The sequence below is a fragment of the Pseudomonas sp. W2-17 genome (genome assembly GCF_041060445.1).
GTDB lineage: Bacteria > Pseudomonadota > Gammaproteobacteria > Pseudomonadales > Pseudomonadaceae > Aquipseudomonas.
In genome coordinates, this window is sequence record NZ_JAUFNS010000002.1 from 242451 (window position 1) to 264008 (window position 21558).

19 protein-coding genes are annotated in these 21558 nt (G+C 62.1%); 12 read left to right on the plus strand and 7 right to left on the minus strand.

Translation table 11 applies throughout. From position 1 onward, the window contains the following. Positions 1–229: 229 nt before the first annotated feature. A complete protein-coding gene (locus tag QWI20_RS03460) occupies positions 230–1036 on the minus strand; it encodes an MOSC domain-containing protein (RefSeq protein WP_369304176.1) in 807 nt (268 codons plus the stop codon). Between the two features lie 117 nt (positions 1037–1153). Then, entirely contained in the window at positions 1154–2080 is a 927-nt protein-coding gene (locus QWI20_RS03465) for a chemotaxis protein CheV (RefSeq protein ID WP_192172359.1), read from the minus strand. Positions 2081–2632: 552 nt separating this feature from the next. On the opposite strand from QWI20_RS03465, the gene QWI20_RS03470 reads away from it, so the two are divergent. From QWI20_RS03470 to QWI20_RS03480, 3 genes are all read left to right on the plus strand, one after another. Then, positions 2633–3136: a hypothetical protein gene (locus QWI20_RS03470; RefSeq protein ID WP_369304177.1), complete on the plus strand. Its 504-nt coding sequence runs from the start codon at positions 2633–2635 to the stop codon at positions 3134–3136. A gap of 343 nt (positions 3137–3479) precedes the next feature. Beyond that, a complete protein-coding gene (locus tag QWI20_RS03475; protein ID WP_369304178.1) occupies positions 3480–4331 on the plus strand; it encodes a sensor histidine kinase in 852 nt (283 codons plus the stop codon). Continuing rightward, positions 4328–4990, plus strand: coding sequence for a response regulator (locus QWI20_RS03480; RefSeq protein ID WP_369304179.1), 663 nt, complete (start codon positions 4328–4330; stop codon positions 4988–4990). Before QWI20_RS03475 ends, QWI20_RS03480 begins: the two co-directional genes overlap by 4 nt. A 49-nt stretch (positions 4991–5039) precedes the next feature. Here QWI20_RS03480 and yegS read toward each other — a convergent pair whose 3' ends face one another. Further along, positions 5040–5948: a lipid kinase YegS gene (gene yegS / locus QWI20_RS03485; protein ID WP_369304181.1), complete on the minus strand. Its 909-nt coding sequence runs from the start codon at positions 5946–5948 to the stop codon at positions 5040–5042. Positions 5949–6402: 454 nt separating this feature from the next. Between yegS and QWI20_RS03490 the strand changes: the two genes are divergently transcribed. After that, positions 6403–7854: a mannose-1-phosphate guanylyltransferase/mannose-6-phosphate isomerase gene (locus QWI20_RS03490; RefSeq protein WP_369304182.1), complete on the plus strand. Its 1452-nt coding sequence runs from the start codon at positions 6403–6405 to the stop codon at positions 7852–7854. 843 nt (positions 7855–8697) lie between these two features. Here QWI20_RS03490 and QWI20_RS03495 read toward each other — a convergent pair. Further along, positions 8698–9573 (minus strand): LysR family transcriptional regulator, encoded by an 876-nt coding sequence (locus QWI20_RS03495; protein ID WP_369304183.1) that lies wholly within the window; start codon positions 9571–9573, stop codon positions 8698–8700. Positions 9574–9723: 150 nt separating this feature from the next. On the opposite strand from QWI20_RS03495, the gene QWI20_RS03500 reads away from it, so the two are divergent. Beyond that, positions 9724–11253 (plus strand): MFS transporter, encoded by a 1530-nt coding sequence (locus tag QWI20_RS03500; protein ID WP_369304184.1) that lies wholly within the window; start codon positions 9724–9726, stop codon positions 11251–11253. A 38-nt stretch (positions 11254–11291) separates the two neighbouring features. On the opposite strand, the gene QWI20_RS03505 is transcribed toward QWI20_RS03500, so the two are convergent. Continuing rightward, on the minus strand, positions 11292–12428 hold the full coding sequence (locus QWI20_RS03505; protein WP_369304185.1) for a glycerate kinase: 1137 nt from the start codon (positions 12426–12428) through the stop codon (positions 11292–11294). A 115-nt stretch (positions 12429–12543) separates the two neighbouring features. Beyond that, a complete protein-coding gene (locus QWI20_RS03510; protein WP_369304186.1) occupies positions 12544–13629 on the minus strand; it encodes a CdaR family transcriptional regulator in 1086 nt (361 codons plus the stop codon). A 169-nt stretch (positions 13630–13798) separates the two neighbouring features. Between QWI20_RS03510 and QWI20_RS03515 the strand changes: the two genes are divergently transcribed. The 3 genes from QWI20_RS03515 to QWI20_RS03525 are packed head-to-tail and all read left to right on the plus strand — an operon-like array spanning position 13799 to position 15526. Next, positions 13799–14053, plus strand: coding sequence for a type II toxin-antitoxin system RelE/ParE family toxin (locus QWI20_RS03515; RefSeq protein ID WP_369304187.1), 255 nt, complete (start codon positions 13799–13801; stop codon positions 14051–14053). Next, positions 14037–14363 carry a helix-turn-helix domain-containing protein gene (locus tag QWI20_RS03520; protein ID WP_192172350.1) on the plus strand — a complete coding sequence of 109 codons (327 nt, stop codon included), beginning with the start codon at positions 14037–14039 and terminating at the stop codon, positions 14361–14363. Before QWI20_RS03515 ends, QWI20_RS03520 begins: the two co-directional genes overlap by 17 nt. A 17-nt stretch (positions 14364–14380) precedes the next feature. Continuing rightward, on the plus strand, positions 14381–15526 hold the full coding sequence (locus tag QWI20_RS03525; protein WP_369304188.1) for an alpha/beta fold hydrolase: 1146 nt from the start codon (positions 14381–14383) through the stop codon (positions 15524–15526). Between the two features lie 156 nt (positions 15527–15682). Here QWI20_RS03525 and QWI20_RS03530 read toward each other — a convergent pair whose 3' ends face one another. Continuing rightward, positions 15683–16396: a FadR/GntR family transcriptional regulator gene (locus tag QWI20_RS03530; RefSeq protein WP_369304189.1), complete on the minus strand. Its 714-nt coding sequence runs from the start codon at positions 16394–16396 to the stop codon at positions 15683–15685. A 349-nt stretch (positions 16397–16745) separates the two neighbouring features. Between QWI20_RS03530 and QWI20_RS03535 the strand changes: the two genes are divergently transcribed. The 4 genes from QWI20_RS03535 (at position 16746) to QWI20_RS03550 (ending at position 21528) form a co-directional block, all read left to right on the plus strand. Then, positions 16746–18095, plus strand: coding sequence for an MFS transporter (locus tag QWI20_RS03535; RefSeq protein WP_369304191.1), 1350 nt, complete (start codon positions 16746–16748; stop codon positions 18093–18095). A gap of 77 nt (positions 18096–18172) precedes the next feature. Continuing rightward, positions 18173–19516, plus strand: coding sequence for a glucarate dehydratase (gene gudD / locus QWI20_RS03540; protein WP_369304192.1), 1344 nt, complete (start codon positions 18173–18175; stop codon positions 19514–19516). 170 nt (positions 19517–19686) lie between these two features. Next, positions 19687–20340: a DUF1345 domain-containing protein gene (locus tag QWI20_RS03545; protein WP_369304193.1), complete on the plus strand. Its 654-nt coding sequence runs from the start codon at positions 19687–19689 to the stop codon at positions 20338–20340. 222 nt (positions 20341–20562) lie between these two features. Beyond that, positions 20563–21528, plus strand: coding sequence for a D-2-hydroxyacid dehydrogenase family protein (locus QWI20_RS03550; RefSeq protein WP_369304194.1), 966 nt, complete (start codon positions 20563–20565; stop codon positions 21526–21528). Positions 21529–21558 lie beyond the last annotated feature (30 nt).

Sequence of the window (21558 nt, forward strand, 5' to 3'; positions counted from 1 at the left end):
GAGCGGTAGGATTCCCCGCATTCGTCTGGCAGTTATGATTTCGCGCAGCAATCACAACCCCTGTGGGAGTGAGCTTGCTCACGAAGACGGCATTCCAGCCGCTGGAAATTTAGCGGATGCAACGGCCTCTTCGCGAGCAAGCTCACTCCCACAATTCATCTGACGGCGGAAAAATCAGCGGCGGTTTCATTTTCAAGGGATCCGGGAAGACGTACTGGCAAGCGCTCGACTACTCGAGCACTTCAACCTCCATCCCCACCTCGACCAGCCCTGGGCCATCGCTCACCAGGTTCTGGCCAAACCAGATCTCCCCTTCCCGCTCCCGATAGGTCTTCAGTGTGGTCATCGGTTCGCGATCCGCGCTGCGCTCACCGGTTGCCGGGTCGATCGTCGTCAGAATGCAACGGGAGCACGGCTTCAACACCCGCAGCTCAACGCCACCAATCCGAATCCGCTTCCAGCCATCCTCAGCAAACGCCTGGGCGCCGGACACCACCAGATTCGGGCGAAAACGCAACATCTCCAGCGGGCGGCCCACCTTCTGCGATAAATCGTCCAGCGACGACTGTCCGATCAACAACAACGGAAAACCGTCTGCAAACCCGACCCTGTCTTCAATGGCCCCGAAGCCGGAAGGCAACCAGCGAGCGCGCTCTTTCGGCACATGCACCAGCCGCGTGGGCTTGCCCACCAGGGCACTGACCCAACGCGCCGCATCCTCGCCCGCATCCGGCACCCGGAAACTGTCCCGCCAGATCGTGATGCCGCGCAGATTGGCTTCCTCGTCCACTGGCACCGGCACATCCAGACTGCCCAGGCCTGGCGCAGACAGCGTCACGCCGTCACCCTTCCACAGCACTGACAGCTGCGACATCTGCGGCAGCGCGCGCTGGCTGTAAAAGCGCCCAGTGGCCTCATCCACCAGCATCCAGCGACGATCGCCACTCATGCCCAACTCGTCGAAACTGGCCTGCTGCAGTGATTCAGCCATGGAGGATTTGAGGGGGTACCGATACAGTGCGCTGAGGTGAAACATGTACGCGTCCTTATGCCAAAGCGGAAAGCCACCACTCTATACGAGACGTCAGGAAACCAAGCGGTACAGATGCAAAAAAGCCCCTCCATACAGCAAGGGGCTTGAAACAGAACCGGATCAGTTGTCGAGCATGAGCCGCTCGCGGACCACGTCGACCAGCTTGTCCGGCTGGAATTTGGAGAGGAAGTTATCGCACCCAACCTTCTTGACCATGGACTCGTTGAAACTCCCGGACAGCGAAGTGTGCAGCACGACATAGAGGCCGCGCAGGCGTGGATCGTTACGGATTTCCGTGGTCAGGCGGTAGCCGTCCATTTCCGGCATTTCGGCGTCGGTGAAGACCATCAGCAGCTTGTCGGTCATGACCTCGCCGGTGTCTGCCCAGCCCTTGAGCATGTTCAGGGCTTTCAACCCGTCACGGGCAACGTGCATCTTCACGCCGAGCTGACCCAGGGTGTCACGCAACTGCGAGAGCGCCACGTTGGAATCGTCCACCAACAGCACTTCGCGGCCAATGGCCCGGGCGAGGACCGGATCTTCCAGCTTGTCGCGGGAGACCTTGGCACTGTACGGCACGATCTCGGCGAGGACTTTCTCCACGTCGATGATCTCCACCAACTGGTCATCGACCTTGCTGATGGCGGTCAGGTAATGCTGACGCCCGGCGCTGGTCGGTGGCGGCAGAATCGCCTCCCAGTTCATGTTGACGATACGGTCGACGCCGCCCACCAGAAACGCCTGAACCGAGCGGTTGTATTCGGTGACGATGATCGTGCTCGAAGGCCCCGGCACCAGCGGACGCATGCCGATGGCCTGGGACAGGTCGATGACCGGCAGGGTCTGCCCGCGCAGGTTGACCACGCCGCACACGAACGGATGACGCTGGGGCATCAGTGTCAGCTTGGGCAGTTGCAGGACTTCCTGCACCTTGAATACGTTGATCGCGAACAACTGTCGGCCGGCCAGGCGGAACATGAGGATTTCCAGGCGGTTCTCACCTACCAGCTGTGTACGTTGGTCTACTGTGTCGAGAATGCCAGCCATCTGTTGCTCCTGGAGCAGGGTTCAAGTAAGTCCGCCTACCCTGTATCGGCAGCCCCATGACAGACCTTAATCGGGATAGAAACGCGCGTCGCGCACTTGATATCACAATAACATCACCACGGACCCGTCAACAGACCCGAGCGCTGCAGACCGGCGAACGGCGCGGCTTTCAGATGCGCGGCCCGACGACCACCCAGTGCAACCTGCCACCGCGAGTAGGGGTAACCCCTAAGGGCAATCGGGGCGAACCTGATATTCGGCTTTTCCAATAGCCATTACTGTGACGCCCTTCTCGTAAATGAATGGAGTCAGGCATGCGGTTGCGCTCGCGGAAGTTTCCCCACTACTCGCCGGAACCCTTGCAAAGGACCCGTCTCTTGAGGCCTGGGTGCAGATGATCGTTTCACGCGTTCATGCTGATCACGCCACCCTGCCCGACCATTCGCAACAATCAGAAACGCCCTACAGACTTTCCAGTGCCTTCAACATTAACTTTGGGCCACTCGCCCCACGCGACCTGACGTCGCCATTTGTGAAGAGTGGAGATCGCCCATGCTGAACGGCAATGAATGGCAGCAGTTGCACGCAGAGTTTCTCAGCGATACCCAGACACTCATGTGCCGCGCCGATGAATGCCTCAGTCATCTGGAATTGATCAGCGATGATCGTGACGCGATGGAATGTCTGCTCACCACCTTGCACCACCTTGCCGGCAAGGCAGACACCCATGGCGTGGAAACGGTCTGCGGTTTCGCCCGGCAGTTGCGCTATCTCCTTTACTTCGCCAGCGCGGCCGGCCACTTGCAGCCAGAGGCATTGCCCACGCTCAAACGCTGCTTTGAGCTGATGGCCTGGCAGCTTGAACTCATCGACCCTCACACCGGATCGCTGGCGCTGGACGACTGCGAGCAGCGCGGTTTGCTGGACGTATTCGCCTGCCAGTGCGGAGTGGGCAGGCCGGACAATAACGTCGTCGCCAATCCGGGCTGGTCGGTCAATCCCGGGCAGCGCGACGTGCTCGCCGCCAGGCACGTCGATCGCAGTGAAACGCGATGAATGGCTGCTGATTTCGTGAATACGCACGCGCATTCAGGACTTGAAAGCTGACTGAACGGACAACCTGCTTGGTTATTGACAGGAGTCGGGGTTCAACCTCAGCCCTTAATAACGCCGACAATTAAGGTACTATCGGCGCGCTCGGAGGCGCGCTTCAATCAGCACTTATTCTGTCCATTCGAATAATCGTTAGAACATGCTCTACCCGTACAGAGGAAGTTCCGCATTGTGTTTTTCGCAATGCCCTTTCAAATGGCCTGGCAGATCCGTCAGGTGTAGACATCCATTATCGATGGCTTCATTCGCTATGCATGGCAGCAGCAAATTCCCTGGCGTTCTGCGAATGAACCCCGGCAGCACCATTCGCTGGGCAGCCCTGCTGTGCCTGGCGACCACGGGCTGCAATGTGATCGCGTACCTGGCGAGCGGCACCCTGCCGCTGGAGCTGGCCATCGTCAACGGGCTGGCATTTGCAGGCCTCTGTTACAGCATGACCCGCCCGAACCGGACCATTCAGTTCCAGCCCAAGGAACTCGCCGATCACATGCTGCAGGTTCAGGAAACCGAACGTCATCGCCTGAGCCGCGAGCTGCACGACGACATCGGCCAGATGCTCACGGCAGCAAAAATGCAGAGCGACTGGCTGCAGCGCCGCGCCCCGCAGGAGCTGCATGCGCAGTGCACGACGCTCATCAACACCCTTGATGAAACCCTGGCGAAGGTTCGCGACCTGTCCGCCATTCTCAACCCCCGACAGCTCACCAGCCTGGGACTGGAAGCCAGCCTGCGCGCGCATTTGCTGCGCACGCTGTCAGCCACTTCCGTGCAGTGGAGCCTGGAATGCCAGCAGCGCCTGGACGGTATTCCCGAAGAGATCGCGGTGGCGGCATTCCGCATTACTCAGGAAGCCGTGACCAATATGCTGCGCCACGCCCAGGCGCAAAACCTGCGCGTGCAACTGCAGCGCCGGCCGGACGGGTTGTGGCTGAACATTCGCGATGATGGTAAAGGCTTTGCGCCTGCGCTGAGCCCCGCCGGTCAGGGGCAGCGCGGTATGGCGGGCATGGCCGAGCGCGCGAGCTTGTTGGGGGGTGAATTGAACGTCGCCAGCGAGCCCGGGCAAGGCACTTGCATTCAGGCGTTGTTTCCCTGGGCGCCGCGTGTCCGCGGACGCGCTGAAGGCAGCAAGCCGTGAGTGTCTGCAACGTTCTGCTGGTGGATGATCACGCGCTGATCCGCGCCGGTGTCCGCGCGCTGGTGTCGGACATCCCGGGTTACGCTGTCATCGGCGAGGCCAGCAATGGCCATCAGTTGCTGGAAATGAGCCTGCAGCTGGAACCCGACATCATTCTGCTCGACATCTCCATGGGCGACAGCGACGGGCTGGACGCCTTACAACGCCTGCGTCAGACGCTGCCGGACAGCAAGGTGCTGATTCTGTCGATGCACACCGAGCCATGCCTGATCATGCGTGCGCTGGCGTGCGGCGCCCACGGCTACCTCCTTAAAGATGCAACCGCCAGCGAGATCGAACACGCGCTGAACGCCCTGCGCGATGGCGAACGCTACTTGAGCCCGGCGATCGCTCACACGGTCATCAGCCAGGCATTGGTCAGCAGCCAGCTGGCGCCTGTCGAACCCGCCGAGGGTCATAACCTCACCGCCCGCCAGCTGGAAATCCTGCGGCTGGTGGTAAGGGGCACCTCAACCCGCGAGATCGCCGGCGGCCTCGGTTTGAGCGTCAAAACGGTGGAGACTCATCGCGCGCAGATCATGAAACGGCTGCACATCTACGACGTGCCCGGGCTGGTGCTGTTCTGTGTGAGGGAGCGAATCATCAGCCTGGATGACTGACGGCGTCAGATGAGCGCGCGGTCGCGGCTCATCTGACGGCTGTTGATGCTCAGGCGAGCTGTCGCGTGTGCCCCAGCAACGGCGAATGCGACGGCAGGTGCACGCGCAACGCGCCTGCTCGGGCCTCGAAACGGGTTGCTTCGCCGCTCAGCGGTTCGCCGTCGAGATTGATATTCAGCCCTTGCGCCGACTTGAGCTCGACCCACGGCAGCCGCGCGCGGACGAACATGTTGTCGAGGCCCAGACCGCCTTCGAGCAGGCTCTTCAATGTGCTCACCACCTCTTGGGGCGCTGGCAGAATGCTGATGTCCAGCAGGCCGTCATCGGCGAGGGCTTCCGGGCATAGCGGGTGGCCGCCGCCCGCCTGACGACCGTTGCCGATCCCCAGCGCCAGCATCTCGCCCTTCCAGTGAAAATCCGGGCCGGTGAATTCGCCGTAGGCCGCTTTTAACTCGCTGAAACGCGTAAGGCCGGTGAACAGATAGGCTGCACCACCGAGGATCTTTTTCAGGTCTTCGGAGGTGTTGGCGGTGACCTGACTGCCAAAGCCGCCGGTGGCCATGTTGAGGAACATCTGACCGCCCACCGCACCCATATCAACCGCACGCGCCGGGACATCCAGCAGGTCGAGGGCCTGGTCGGGTTCCAGCGGCACGCCCGCCGAACGGGCGAAGTCGTTGGCGGTGCCCAGCGGCATGATCACCAGGCTGGCGTCGACTTCGGACAGCGCCAGCGCCTCCGCCACGTCGCGCAACGTGCCATCGCCGCCACCGGCGATGATCTGCCGATGACCGGCCTCCAGACCCTCACGCACCAGGCGCTGGGCATCGCCCGCTTCCCAGGTCACGCGCACGTCCAGTTCCCAGCCGTGTTTGCGCTTGCGCGCCACCGCCTCGCGGACATCCTCATTGAGCGCTTGCTTGCCGTGAAGAATCAGTAATGCCCTGCGCGCTGCCATATCCCTTCCTTTTGCGTGTTCGAGTTGATGCGTGATGTGTTGACCGCGCGTGCTGCAAAAAAAGCCCGGTGGATGAAAAATCTTTTAACCCGGCGTCCTCGACAAGAAACGCTTTGGAATTCACCCGGACACGGCTGAAGTTGGATGTCAGCCCGCTCAGTGATGGCAAAACGCCTTGAATGGCAGGGACTTACGCGCGCCGGCCTTGCCACCGCTTTGAGTTCACCTACAGGCAACGCCGAGTTGCCGGGGCTCCCGCCCCGTAAATAGGGGACGAGAGGCGTTAATTCTGCGTTACAGCCCCTTGAAATACACCGGCGGAAAGCGCCTAATCGACAAATAATTGGCTAATTCGCCCGAGTGCTACGATAAAGTCATTAAATTGACTTTCTTCGGAATGATCGGGAGTGCAGCCCCAGTCATTGATTCATGGATCGAAGAGGCGAGAAACCCCATGCAACTAATTCCCTGCATTATCGCTGGCGGCGCCGGCACCCGGCTGTGGCCTGTTTCACGGGAGGCAATGCCCAAACCCTTCATGCGTCTGCCGGACGGCGAAAGCCTGCTGCAGAAGACCTTCAATCGCGCCAGCCAGCTGGACGGCGTCGACAGCGTCCTCACCGTGACCAACCGGGAAGTGTATTTCCGCACCGTCGATGACTACCGGCTGCTGAACACGCACCAGTTGGCGCTTGAGTTTTTGCTCGAGCCGTTCGGCCGCAACACCGCGCCGGCCATCGCCGCCGCGGCGCTGCACGTTCAGGAGCGTTATGGCGACGACGCGCAGCTGTTGATTCTGCCGGCGGACCAGTTGATCACTGACGTTGCCGCGTTCGAGGCCGCCGTGCAGAGCGCACGCAAACTGGCCGACGAGGGCTGGCTGGTGACGTTCGGTCTGATCCCGTCCCGCGCCGAAACCGGTTTTGGCTACATCGAGAAAGGCCAGGCCCTCAGCAGCGAGGCCTATCAGGTGGCGCGCTTCGTCGAGAAGCCCGATGCCGTCACCGCCCAGGACTATCTCGCGGGCGGTCTGCATTTGTGGAACGCCGGGATGTTCTGCATGCGCGTCGATGTGCTGCTCGCCGAGCTGGAAGTTCACGCGCCAGACGTGCTGACCGCCGTGCGCCATTGCCTGGCGCAGTGCAACAGCAAGGAAGGCCGCAACGAGTTGCAGATCGAGCTGGACAGCACGACCTTCGCCCTGGCGCCGGACATTTCCATCGATTACGCGTTGATGGAGCGTTCGCAGAAGGTGGCGGTGGTGCCGTGCGAGATGGGCTGGAGCGACATCGGTTCGTGGCAGGCCATTCGCGAGCTGAGTCCGGCCGATGAAAATGGCAACCGATGCAACGGCGAGGTGGTGCTGCACGACGTGACCAATTGCTACATCGACTCGAAGAAGCGGCTGGTGGGTGCGGTGGGTCTGGACAACCTGATCATCATCGACACGCCGGATGCTTTACTGATCGCCGACGCCGATCGCAGTCAGGAGGTCAAGGTTATCGCCCAGGCGCTCAAGCGTCAGGGGCATCCGGCGTACTTGCTGCACAACACCGTGACCCGGCCGTGGGGGACTTACACGGTGCTGGAGGAAGGCAAGCGTTTCAAGATCAAGCGTATCGTGGTGAAACCCCAGGCGTCGTTGTCGTTGCAGATGCATCACCACCGCAGCGAGCACTGGATCGTGGTCAGCGGCATGGCGCGGGTTACCAATGGGGAGAAGGAGTTCATGCTTGACACCAATGAATCGACCTTCATCCAGCCCGGGCACACTCATCGGCTGGTCAATCCAGGGGTGATTGATCTGGTGATGATCGAAGTGCAGAGCGGGGAGTATTTGGGGGAAGACGATATCGTGCGGTTTACCGATGTGTATGGGCGTGTGCCTGAAGCAGCCAAGATTTAGGGGCTTGTTCGAAGATCCAGATCAAGGTCAAGGTCAAGGGCGTCTGCCTGGGGGCAGACTGTTTCGGCTTCGCCGAGTTACTTGGAAAAGCACCCCAAGTAACCAAGGGTGCATGCTCTCGGTTTGGCCCGACTTCGTCGGGTTCCCTCACTCCGACGACGCTCCGTGGGCCCGCGCCGAACGGACATCCATGTCCTGACGGCGCTCTCGCGGCATCCATGCCGCTCGGCCCACTCCGCGTCGTCTGCGTTCGGCCTGCACCAAAGTCGCGTTCTGCGGTGTTTGAGCTTTTTGCGTATGAAGAGCAAGAGCAGATCAGAAGCAAATCAAGAGCTTCCCGGCTAAAGCCGGTCCTACGAGTAGCCGCCGTTTGATCGTTCCCACGCTCCGCGTGTGAATGCATTCCGTGATGCTCCGTGTCACCTCACCGGCCTGAAGGTGCGTCATTTCCGGACGCGGAGCGTTCGGGGCGGTATTACCACGCGGAGCGTGGGAACGATCAGAAATAGCGGCGGCGACTTCGACTGTAGGACCGGCTTCAGCCGGGAAGCCTTTGATCTTGATCTTCATACACAAGAGGCTCAGTCACCGCCAATCGCGACTTGGGTGCAGGCTGAACGCAGGTCTCGCTCCGTGGGCCGAGCCGCATGGATGCGGCGAGAGCTGCCCCCCGCCATGGATGGCGGATGGCAGCGGGCCCACGGAGCGGGACCGGAGTGAAGGAACCCTGAGGAACGAAGGGCCCAACCGGGAGCAGGCACTTTTGCTTACTTTTGGTGCTTTTCAAAAGTAAGTCGCCGAAGGCGAAACAGTCTGCGCCCACGCAGACGCTCTTGATCTTTTTTACAGCCCCCGCGCGCCTTTGACGTACTCAACAAACCTCATCACCGCCGGGGCCTTTTCGTGGCGTCGGTGGATCACCGACAACGACGAGGTCGGCTGGCAATCCTCGATCCGCCGATACACCACATTCGGCAGACGAATGTGATCCACCACCGACTCCGGCACCACCGCCACACCCTGACCAAGACTCACCAGCGCAATCACCGACACCAGACCTCCCGGCTGCGGACCCAGGGTCGGCGCGAATCCGCCATGGGCCGCCACTTCCAGGGTGCCGGAAATCTGCTCAGGCAAGATGAACGTCTCGTTCTGCAGGTTCACCCCATGAATAACCTTGAGTTTGCACAGCCATGAACTGTCCGGCAGCGCGAGGGCAAACCCCTCCGTCAGCAACTGCACGGCGCTTACGGAATCGGGCAGTTGCATGGGGGAGCGGATGAAACCCACGTCCAGCCGGCCCTCCTCTATGAGCCGCGGCAGCGTCGGCATCAGGTGCTCGTTGATGCTGAATTCGACCTCAACATAGCGCTGCCGAAACTGACTGACGTGTTGCTGCAACACCCCCGAAAACACCGCTGAGGCGACGTAGCCCAACTCGATCCTGCCGGCCTCGCCACGCCCGGCGCGCTGGACGTTGTACTGCGCGGTCTCAAACTGACGCACCGCCAGTTCGGCCTCGATCTGCAGCGCGCGCCCCGCCTCCGTCAGCCTCACCTCCCGCTGTTCACGCAGAAACAGGCGGGTGCCCAGCGCGTTCTCCAGGTCCTGAATCTGCCGTGTCAGCGTGGGCGGCGCGATGCCCAGTTGCTCGGCGGCGCGGGTGAAATGCCGATGCCGGGCAACGGCCAGAAAGTAGCGAAAGTGACGGATTTCCATGGAGCGTTACCTGACAGGTAATGAAAACGCGGGGAGCGGGTAACAGAGCATAGGGGATATCCGCTTACTCTGTTCCGGCGCTGAACCACAAAGCCCCTTTAATATCGACCTGCGTTAGTCAGCACCTAACAGCGTCCGGAGCCCCCACACATGTCTCGACCCAGCCCCCGCCTGACCCTGCTCACAGCCTCCGGCGTGTGCGCGTTGATCGTGCTCGACACCAATATTGTTGCCGTGACCCTGCCGAGCATCGCGCGTGATCTGGGCGCCGGGTTTGCCGACATCGAGTGGGTCGTCAGCGCCTACATGCTGGCCTTCGCCGCGCTGTTGCTGCCAGCGGGCAGCCTGGCCGATCGCTTTGGCCGCCAGCGCATGCTGATCACCGGACTGGTGCTGTTCATTCTGGCGTCGCTGGGCTGTGGCGCGGCGCCGGACATTCTGTTCCTCGACTTCGCCCGAGCGATCAAGGGCGTGGGCGCGGCGTTGCTGCTGACCTCTGCGCTGGCGACCATCGGCCACGTTTTCCACGACGAAGCCGAGCGCGCCAAGGCCTGGGCGTTCTGGGGCGCGTGCATGGGTGTGGCCATGACCGCCGCCCCCACGATCGGCGGGTTGATTGCCGATCTGATCGGCTGGCGCTGGATTTTCTACCTCAACCTGCCCGTGGGTCTGGGGCTTTTGGTGATGGTCATGCGTAACATCCAAGAGTCGCGCAACGAGCAGTCGGCGCGTCTCGATCCCTGGGGCAGCCTGTTTTTCAGCGCCAGCCTGCTGAGCCTGATCTGGGGCCTGATCGAAGCCAACCGAATCGGCTGGGACCACCCGCTCACGTCCATGCGCCTGGCAGCGGGGGCGGTGCTGCTCGTGCTGTTCGTCATCGCCGAGCGCCTGCAACGTCGGCCGATGGTCGATTTGCAGCTGTTCAACTACCCGCGTTTCATCGGCGCCCTGCTCGGCATGTTCGCCTACGCCGGCTGCGCCCAGGTGATGATGACGTTGCTGCCGTTTTACCTGCAGAACGGTCTGGGCTTCAGTGCCATCGACTCGGGGCTGGGGATGCTGCCGTTCGCGATCACCATGCTGCTGTTGCCGCGCTTCGGGCCGACGCTGTCACGGCACCTGTCGCCGGCCGCCATGATGGCGCTGGGCCTGACCCTTGTGGGCATCGGCAACCTGCTGTGCGCCTGGGCCACGGGAATTGGCGGCTACCCGGCATTCGCGGCGGCGATGGCGGTGACCGGTGCAGGCGCGGGCTTGCTCAATGGCGACACGCAGAAAAACATCATGGCCTGCGTGCCCCGCGAACGCACCGGCATGGCGTCGGGGATGAGCACGACCATGCGTTTCAGCGCAATCATGTTGGCGATCGGCGTCTATGGCGCGCTGCTGGCCAGCCATACGCTTGGATCGCTGAAGAACGCACTCGCGACCGTCGCGCCCCACCTTGTCGATCAGGCCGAGCACATCGCCTCACGGGTTGTGGCCGGCGACATGAACGCTGCGCTGCAAACCGTCGACGCCAGCGCGCGGGGAATGATTCAGCCGCTGGCCCGGGACGCCTTTGTCTCGGGCTTCGGCTCGGTGTTGTGGGTTGCGGGCCTGATCGCCCTGTTGGCCGCGGTGCTGGTGGGCACGTTGATGCGCAGGCCGATTCCGCTGATGCACCTGAAAACCGCCTGATCGACGCGCCTGATCGAGGCGACAGCGCAGGCGAATCTTTAGCGGGCTGCAAGGGCCCACACCCGGGCGATATCCCGCGCGCGGTCATGGAGCAACGTCGCTGCGTTGGCGCAGGCGAACTCCAGCGTCATCGGCCCGCTGGTCACGGCGAAGGCGGCGCTGATGCCGTGGGCATACAGGTCGGCGTAGCCCTCCCCCAGCGTCCCGGCCAGCACGATGACCGGCACGTTGTTGCGTTGAGCCATCCGGGCGACGCCGAAGGGGGTTTTGCCGCGCAGGGTCTGGGCGTCGAAACGGCCTTCGCCGGTGATCACCAGGTCGGCGTCGGCCAATGCGTCGGCCAAGCCGGTCAGGTCGGCCACCACCTCCACGCCGGGACGGAACGACGCGTTCAAATAGGCCTTGGCGGCGAAACCCATGCCGCCCGCCGCGCCGCTGCCGGGGTACTCGCTGTCGTCGCGGCCCAATGCCTGAGCCGAATGCTCGGCGAAATGCCCCAGCGCTGCGTCCAGCGCCAGCACCTGCTCGGGGGAGGCGCCCTTCTGCGGGCCGAAGATGTGCGACGCGCCCTGCACGCCGCACAGGGGATTGTTGACGTCGGCAGCGACCTCGAACTGCACACTGCTCAGGCGCGGGTCGACCCCGGTCAGGTCGATACGCGTTAGTTGCGCCAGGGCCAGGCCACCGGGAGCAAGGGGCTGGTCGTCCCGGTCGAGGAAGCGCGCACCCAGCGCCGACAGCATGCCGGTGCCGGCATCATTGGTCGCGCTGCCGCCGATGGCCAGGATTACCCGCTCAGCGCCCGCATCCAGCGCGGCCTTGATCAGTTCGCCAGTGCCAAACGTGGTGGTGATCGTTGCGTCGCGCTGATCCAGGCTCAGCAGTTGCAGACCGCTGGCCATGGCCATTTCGATGATCGCCGTGCGCGTGTCCGCCAGCCAGCCCCACTGCGCCTGCACTGGCTGCGCAAGCGGTCCGCTGACCTGATTGCTCATCCAGTCACCGTCGCACGCCGCCAAGACCGCTTCGATGGTGCCCTCCCCGCCATCGGCCATCGGGCACTCGACCAGTTCGGCGTCAGGCCAGACGTCGATGAGCCCGGCGGCGATGGCGTGGGCGACACTTTGGGCGCTGAGGCTGTCTTTGAACGAGTCCGGGGCGATGACGATTTTCATGTTGTTCTCCTTGTCTGATGGCCGATCTTCGCACCGTGGGCCGACTTTACCGCCTTACGCTTGCACAACCGGAGGCTCTCTCGGTTGTTCATACGAACAACGCGGCGACAGCGCTTTACCTGACCACCATCTGCGCGCCGAGGTAGAGGCGCAGCAGGTCTTCGGTCCGGTAGGGATCGCAACCCGTCAATTCAGTGATTTTTTCAAGGCGGTAACGCAGGCTGTTGCGATGGATGCCGAGCGCGTCGGCGCAGGCCTGGCTTTCGCCGCTGTAGTCGAACCAGGCGCGCAGGGTGTCGAGCAACTGCGGGTTATCGAGCAGGCGCTTGATCGGCTCGGCGATGCCTTCGGCCAGCCAGTCGTGGCGGTTGCGCCAGAACAGCAGCGCGACGCGATGGCTGGCCAGCCGCAGCAGTTTGACGGTCGGCCGCAAGTGGCGCGCGTAATCGAGCAGGTCGCGGGCGGCGGTGCAGGCGGCGCGCAGGGAGGCCAGATCCGCCGAAGGTTCGACGGTCGCCATGCGTTGCACGGGCCAGCCTTGTTCGTCGAAAAGCGCCAGCAGCAAGGCGTCGTCGCGGTCCTTGCCCACCGCGCGGCACCAATAAATCAGCCCCGGCTCGCACGGCAGGCACCAGCTATTGGCGTAACGTCCCAACAGCCACGCGCTCATCGCAGCGGCATAGGTCGCGCCTTCAGGCAGTTCGAGCAACACGGCCTGGCGCGGCAACTGCGGCTGCAAACCCAGCTGTTCGGCTTCGGCGACCAGATGGGCAGCGCTTTCGCCAAGCAAGAGCCGCGACAGCAAATCCTCACTGCGCTGATGCCGCCATTGCTGATCGGCCTGCTGGCGTCGATGCTCCATGAGCATCTCGGCGGTCATCTTCACCAGCTCCGCGTAGACCCGCACATCATCGGGCTCGCCGGTGATGCCGAGCACGCCGATGAGTTTCTGATCCAGCATCAGCGGCAGATTCACCCCTGGGCGCACGCCGTCGAGCTGTCGGGCGGTGTGCGAATCGATCTCCACCACGCGGCTGTTGGCGAGGACCAGCTGCGCCCCTTCATGCCGTGTATACAACCGCTCCGCCTCGCCGCTGCCAATGATGATCCCCAGGTAATCCATGACGTTGACGTTGCACGGCAAAATCGCCATCGCCCGGTCGACGATGTCCTGGGCCAGGGCGTGGTCAAAGGCGAACATGAGGGGTGTCTGCGCAGCGAAGGGAATGAGGGTTCATACACATCAGGTCTTGTTTTTGTGGGTGGTGGGAGTCTGCCTGAATCTTGGTCCAGGCGCGATTGGCCGCTAGCATGGGATTTCAACTATAAGTAATATCCAGGCCAGACTTATGGAAGTCTTATAAGGACGCATGAATACGATCGCATGGACAAGGAAGGCCGTGAAACAACTCCTTAAGTTGCAAACAAGGCATCAGGTGCAAATCAGGGACGCTGTCAGCAAGCTGGAGTCAATGCCGGACGTGACCCACGTTAAATCTCTCGCTGGTCATAGCTGCGGCTACCGCCTAAGAGTTGGCGACTATCGTGTTCTGTTCGACTGGGACGGCGGGGTCAAAATTGTCAGTGTTCAGGAGGTCAAAAAACGCGATGAGCGCACCTACTAATAACATCCAGATCATCAACGGCCCCGACGGCAAACCCGCCTTCGTGGTCATCCCCTATGAAGAGTACGTCAGCCAGCACGGTGGGGAAGATCTGATCCCCCACGAAGTCGTCAGCCGGATTGTCGACGGCTCAACGCCAATTCGGGCGTGGCGCGAGTATCTGGATCTGACCCAGGAGCTTGTCGCCGGACGACTCGGTATCTCCCAACCCGCCTACGCCCAGCAGGAATCGGTGGCGCGTCCCCGCAAGCAGACTCGAGAAAGAATCGCCCAGGCGTTCGGCATCCGGCCCGATCAACTGGACATCTGAACACGCGAGAACTCAATTTGGCCCTGCACCGTCTCACCCTCCTCCTCTCCGCTCTGACCCTTCAGGCCTGCGCCTCCACCGAGGTGCCCCTGGGGCAGGCGAGTTTTGCCGACTATCGCCAGCAGACCATCGCCTGGATGGAGCAGAACCGGACCTTTCAGACGCCTGATCACCCTACCGAGATCGAGTGGAATGCACCTCGGGAATGGCGGCCCAAAGCGCCAGCCACGCGGGGGATTTTGTTGGTCCATGGCCTCGGCGACTCGCCGTGGTCGTTCAATGACGTCGGCGAGACGCTCGCGGCGCAGGGGTTTCTGGTGCGCACGGTGTTGCTGCCGGGGCACGGCAGCAAGCCGGCGGACATGCTGGATGTGACGCTCAGACAGTGGCAGCAAGTGGTGCGGGAGCAGACGCAGATTCTTGAGCGGGAGGTGCCGACGGTGTATCTGGGCGGGTTTTCGACCGGTGCGAACCTGGTGCTGGATTACGCGTACAAGCACCCGAATATCGCCGGTCTGGTGCTGTTCTCTCCGGCGTTTAAACCTGCGAACACCTACGCCTGGGTCACTCAATACATCGGCTGGTTTCGCCCCTGGCTGGCAAAACCGGATGATGGCGTGCGCCCGATGCAGACGCCGGTCCGCTACCTGAACGTGCCCACCAACGGTTTCGCCCAGTTCTACCGCAGCGCGCTATTGGCCCAAAAGCACCTCGACAAAGGGGCCTACGACAAGCCGGTGTTCGTCGCCATTACCGAGCACGATTCGGTGCTGGATACCGGTTACGTGCTGGACACCTTCAACGCGCGCTTCACCCACCCGCTCAGCCGACTGATCTGGTACGGCAACGACCCGGCTGCGGCGCAGAAAAACCCGAAGGTGCGGGTGCGCAGCGATCTCCTGCCGGAATACCGCATCGCCCAGTTCTCGCACATGGGGTTGATGTTCTCACCTGCAAACCCGTTGTACGGGGTGAATGGCCGTCAGCGGATCTGCTGGAACGGCCAGTCATCCGCCGACATGCAGAAATGCCTGAATGGCGAGCCGGTGTGGTATTCGGATTGGGGCCATCGTGAGCCGGGCAAAGCCTTCGCGCGGCTGACGTTCAATCCGTATTTCGAGTGGCAGTCGGGGGTAATGATGGAGGTACTGGCTTACCCATAGTGGGACCCCGCACGCTTAGTAGGACCGGCTTCAGCCGGGAAGTGGCCAGCTTGAGCACCCTCAGATTTGCGGTGTGACGCCCGACGCCTTCCCGGCTAAAGCCGGTCCCACTATGGGCTCAAGCCAGTCCCAGTGAAGGAGCGCATCACCTGTCGGTCACTCCACCGGCGCCAGCCGCTCCCGGCTGTTGCTCAGGTGAGTCCACATCGCGGCGCGGGCGGCGTCGGGGTCCTGGCGGCGGATGGCGGCGAGGATGGCTTCGTGTTCGAGGTTGGCCAGGTAGGCACTGTGGGTGAGGCTCGCCCCGGCCCGTTCGCTGGTGGCGATGCGGCTGCGGGGGATGACGGCGATGCCGAGGTTCTGCAGGATCTCCACGAAATAAGGATTGCCGGTGGCCTCGGCAATCAGCAGATGAAAGCGCCGGTCCGCTTCGACGCAACTGTCTTCCTTGGCCAGCAGGTCCTGATAATCATCCAGCGCGGCGCGCATCGCCGTCAGCTGTGATTGACTGCGGCGTTGCGCGGCCAGGGCGACGGCCTGGGTCTCCAGGCCCATGCGCAGTTCGATGATGTGCCGCACGCTGAACGCGGTTTCCACCTTCAAATGCAGCCCGCTCTGCTCCGAACGCGCGAGCACGTAAGTGCCTTTGCCCTGATGGGTCTCGACCAGCCCGGACGCCTGCAATTTGGAAATCGCCTCGCGCACGACGGTGCGACTCACGCCATGCTCGCGGACGATCTCGCTCTCCGACGGCAACTTCGCACCAGGTGGAATCGTCCCCATCAGGATCCGCTGACTCAGGTCGGTGACCAGGTCCGTCGCCAGGCTGTGCTGGCGACGCTTGGGTGGCAAGGGTCCGGTGCTGTTCAAAAAGAAGTCGTCCTATAAGTGCTGAAAAAGAACGGCGGCCGCCGAAGCCTGCCATCCACTTGTATTTTCCTGACCACCCGCGCTCGATGCACGCACTCAACCACTCGCCGGAAACTCATCGCGACACGGCCAGGACCCCTGAAAACAGAGCCAAACAGCAGCGCACAGCAACTCATTCCACTTGTCAGACAGGCGAGCCTAGCTCGACGAAATACTTCTCGCAACCCCCGCAAATCCGGTTGCCAGCGCGATCATTACTTGTATGATGACTGGCAACAGGGCTTACACACCTTGTCACACACAACGTGCTTGACCACCCGCATAAAAATAATCAGTGGGAGTTACCAGAGTGAACACATCCTCAACACGGGCGGATGACGCCTCCGATTCCGTCCTGCAATCGGCGGTCTCGAAAGTCAAACGACACATCCTGCCGCTGTTCGTCATCATGTTCATCGTCAACTACATCGACCGGGTCAACATCGGCTTCGTGCGTAGTCACATGGAACATGACCTGGGTATCGGCGCAGCCGCCTATGGCTTCGGTGCCGGCCTGTTCTTCATCGCGTATGCGATGTTCGAAGTCCCCTCCAACATCCTCCTGCAGAAAGTCGGCGCGCGCATCTGGCTGACCCGCATCATGCTGACCTGGGGCATCGTCGCCGCCTGCATGGCCTTCATCCAGACCGAGACCCACTTCTACATCCTGCGCTTCCTGCTGGGCGTGGCCGAAGCCGGGTTCTTCCCGGGCGTGATCTACTACTTCACCCGCTGGTTGCCCGGCGTCGAGCGTGGCAAGGCCATCGCCATCTTCCTCAGCGGCTCGGCCTTCGCGTCGGTGATCTCCGGCCCGCTCTCCGGCCTGTTGCTGCAGATCGACGCGCTGGGCTACCACGGCTGGCAGTGGATGTACTTCATCGAAGGCATGTTCTCCGTCGGCCTGTGCTTCTTCGTCTGGTTCTGGCTCGACTCCAAACCCCACGACGCCAAATGGCTGACCGAGGCCGAGAAAGACGCCCTGGTCAACACCATCGACGCCGAGCAGAAGGCTCGCGAAGCAGCGAATCCGGTGAAGCTGTCCATCGGCAAGCTGCTCAAGGACCCGCAGATCATCCTGTTCTGCCTGATGTACTTCTTCATCCAGCTGACGATCTACGCGGCGACGTTCTGGCTGCCGAGCATCATCAAGAAGATGGGCGACCTCACCGACTTCCAGGTCGGCCTGTTCAACTCGATCCCGTGGTTCATCGCCATCGTCTGCATGTACGGCTTCGCTTCGCTGTCGGCCAAGTGGAAGCACCAACAGGCGTGGGTTGCCGTCGCGTTGTTGATCGCGGCAGCAGGGATGTTCATGTCGACCACGGGCGGTCCGGTGTTTGCCTTCGTGGCCATCTGTTTCGCGGCGATGGGCTTCAAATCGGCGTCGTCGCTGTTCTGGCCGATCCCCCAGGGTTATCTGGATGCGCGGATCGCCGCCGGCGTCATCGCGCTGATCAACTCGGTAGGCAACCTCGGCGGCTTCGTTGCGCCGACCACCTTCGGCATCCTCGAACAGCAGACCGGTTCGATCCAGGGCGGCCTGTACGGTTTGACCGCAACCTCGATCATCGCCGCGATTCTGGTGTTCACCGTGCGCACCACGCCCAAGCCCGGCGCGGTGCCGATCGCCAAAGTCGACGTCACGCCCAGCCACACTTGAGCCAAGCGCTCTGAGCCCTAAGCTCTGAACCCGTAAACACAGCGCGCGCAGCGCCAGCGATTAGCAAGGAACTAGCAATGACTTCACAGAATTCCGGCAGCACCCCCGTCATCATCGACATGCAGGTCATTCCGGTGGCTGGCCACGATGACATGCTGCTCAACCTCAGCGGCGCCCACGGCCCGTATTTCACCCGCAACATCGTCATCCTCAAGGACAACGCCGGCCACACCGGCGTGGGTGAAATCCCCGGCGGCGAGAAAATTCGCCAGACCCTCGAAGACGCCCGCACGCTGGTGGTCGGCAGCAGCATCGGCAACTACCAGAAGATCCTCAACGACGTGCGCCGCACCTTTGCCGAGCGCGATGCCGGCGGTCGCGGTCTGCAGACCTTCGACCTGCGCATCACCATCCACGCGGTGACCGGCATCGAAGCGGCGGTGCTGGATTTGCTCGGTCAGCACCTGGAAGTGCCGGTCGCCGCGCTGCTCGGCGAAGGCCAGCAGCGTGACGAAGTGAAGATGCTGGGCTACCTGTTTTACGTCGGCGACCAGACGAAAACCAACCTGCCCTATCGCACCGAAGCCGACGCAGACAACGAGTGGTTTCGCGTTCGTCACGAAGAAGCACTGACCCCGGAAGCAGTCGTGCGACTGGCCGAAGCGGCTTACGCGCAATACGGTTTCGAGGACTTCAAGCTCAAGGGCGGCGTGCTCAGCGGCGATGCGGAAATCGAAGCAGTGACGGCATTGGCCGAACGCTTCCCGAAAGCGCGCATTACCCTCGACCCAAACGGCGCCTGGTCGCTGAAAGAAGCGGTGCGTCTGTGCCGCGATCAGCACAAAGTGCTGGCCTATGCCGAAGACCCCTGTGGCGCCGAGAACGGTTACTCGGGCCGCGAAGTCATGGCTGAATTCCGTCGCGCCACCGGCCTGCGCACCGCCACCAACATGATCGCCACCGACTGGCGCGAAATGGGTCATGCCATCCAGCTGCAATCGGTGGACATCCCCCTGGCCGACCCGCACTTCTGGACCATGCAGGGTTCGGTGCGCGTCGCGCAGATGTGCAACGAGTGGGGCCTGACCTGGGGATCGCACTCCAATAACCACTTCGATATTTCCCTGGCGATGTTCACCCACGCGGCCGCCGCTGCGCCGGGCAACATCACCGCCATCGACACCCACTGGATCTGGCAGGACGGCCAGCGCCTGACCAAGGCACCGCTGCAGATCATTGGCGGCAGCGTACAGGTGCCTAAGAAGCCGGGGCTGGGTGTCGAGATCGACCTGGATCAGGTGGCCAAGGCCCACGAGTTGTACAAAGGCATGGGCCTCGGCGCGCGGGATGACAGCGTCGCGATGCAATTTCTGGTGCCGAACTGGACATTCAACAACAAGCAGCCTTGTCTGGTGCGCTGATCGACTGACCCGAGCCGGTCCCCCTGCGGCTGAACAGCGGCGACCGGACAGAATCACCTAAACTGCCAAATGGCGACCGGCGCGTAACCCCTTGCGCGCCGTTTTTCTTCATCATCTGCTGTAGCGGCTGCGTGCTACTGTTCGTGCATCTCACTGCCGTGAAGTCCTCCATGTCCCGCCTTGCCAAGACCCACCCCCGCCTGACCATTGCCACCCTCGTCGGCGTCGCCGCCGGTATTGCCAGCGCGTTCGTCGCCCCGGATATTTCAGTGATCAGCAAATGCCTGATCGGCTGGAACGTCGCCGGCTGGCTGTACATGGCGATGATCATGCGCCGCACCTTCAAATCCAGCGCGGAAGACGTGCGCCGGGTCGCGGAAATCGAGGACGAGAACGCCGGCGTAGTCCTGTTCGTCGTCTGCGTGGCGGCGATTGCCAGCCTGGCGGCGATCATCCTGGAGCTGGCCGGCATTCAGGACATGAAGGACGCCGACAAAGCGCTGCATTACGCCTTCACCGGCTTCACCATCCTTGGCTCATGGCTGCTGATCGGCGTGGTCTTCAGCCTGCACTACGCCCGGGTGTTCTACACCTGGCGCGGCGACAAGCCGGCGCTGCGCTTTGCCGATGGCGAGGAAAACCCGGACTACTGGGACTTTCTGTATTTCTCCTTCACCTTGAGCGTCGCCGTGCAGACCTCCGACGTCGGCGTCGCCACCCGCGGCCTGCGCAAGGTGGTGCTGGCGCAGTCGCTGATCGGTTTTGTGTTCAACACCTCGATTCTGGGGTTCTCGATCAACATCGCGGCCGGGTTGTTTAATTGAACGTCATCCATGCACATCCATAAGCCCTGTCGCATTCCCTGTGGGAGCGAGCTTGCTCGCGAATAGGTAGGAACATCCACCAAATCTTCAACGGCTGAAATACCGCATTCGTGAGCAAGCTCACTCCCACATATGGAGCCTTTCAGGCTTCCAGAGCCGTGCAGGCAGGCGTACTGTGAGCGCCACTAAATCCAACTTCGCTGCTGAACGAGGCCTCGCTCAATGACTCAGGATTCCGGGTTGAAGATTGCCGTACTCGACGACTGGCAATCGGTCGCTGAAAACGTTGTGGACTGGACCGTATTGAAACCCATCGGCGAGGTCAGTTTTCTGCATGACTACCCGGCCGAAACTGATGCCATGGTCGCCCGCCTCAAGGACTTCCAGATCCTCTGCGTGATGCGCGAGCGCACGATTTTCGATGACGCCCTGCTCAGTCAACTGCCAAACCTGAAACTGCTGGTCACCGGCGGCATGCGCAACGCGGCGCTGGACCTCAAGGCCGCCGCGCGCCTGGGCATCACCGTGGTCGGCACCGACAGCTACAAGTACGCGGCGCCGGAACTGACCTGGGCGCTGATCATGGGCGTCACCCGCAACCTCGTGGATGAAGCCAACTCCCTGCGCGCGGGCGACTGGCAGATCGGCATCGGCAGCGACCTGTACGGCAAGACCTTGGGCATTGTGGGGCTGGGCAGCATCGGCCAGAAGATCGCCCGCTACGGCAAGGCCTTCGACATGAAGGTGATTGCCTGGAGCGAGAACCTCACAGCCGAACGCGCCGCCGAGCATGGCGTGACGTACGTCAGCAAACAGGCACTGTTCGAGCAATCGGACGTGGTGTCGGTGAATCTGGTGCTCAGCGAGCGCAGCCGCGGGCTGGTGGATGCTGAATCGCTGAAGCGGATGAAGCCGACGGCGTATCTGGTAAACACCGCCCGTGGGCCGATCGTCGACGAAGACGCGCTGATTGAAGTGCTCACGCAGAAGAAAATTGCCGGCGCCGCGCTGGACGTCTACAGCGTCGAGCCGTTGCCGGCCGATCACCCGTTCCGCACGCTGCCGAACGTGCTGGCCACACCCCACGTGGGCTACGTGACCGAGAACAACTACCGGATGTTCTTCAGCCAGATGATCGAGGACATTCAGGCCTGGCACGCCGGCGCGCCAATCCGCGTGTTTGCCTGACCGCAATCTTCACTCATCGCCTCAAGACCC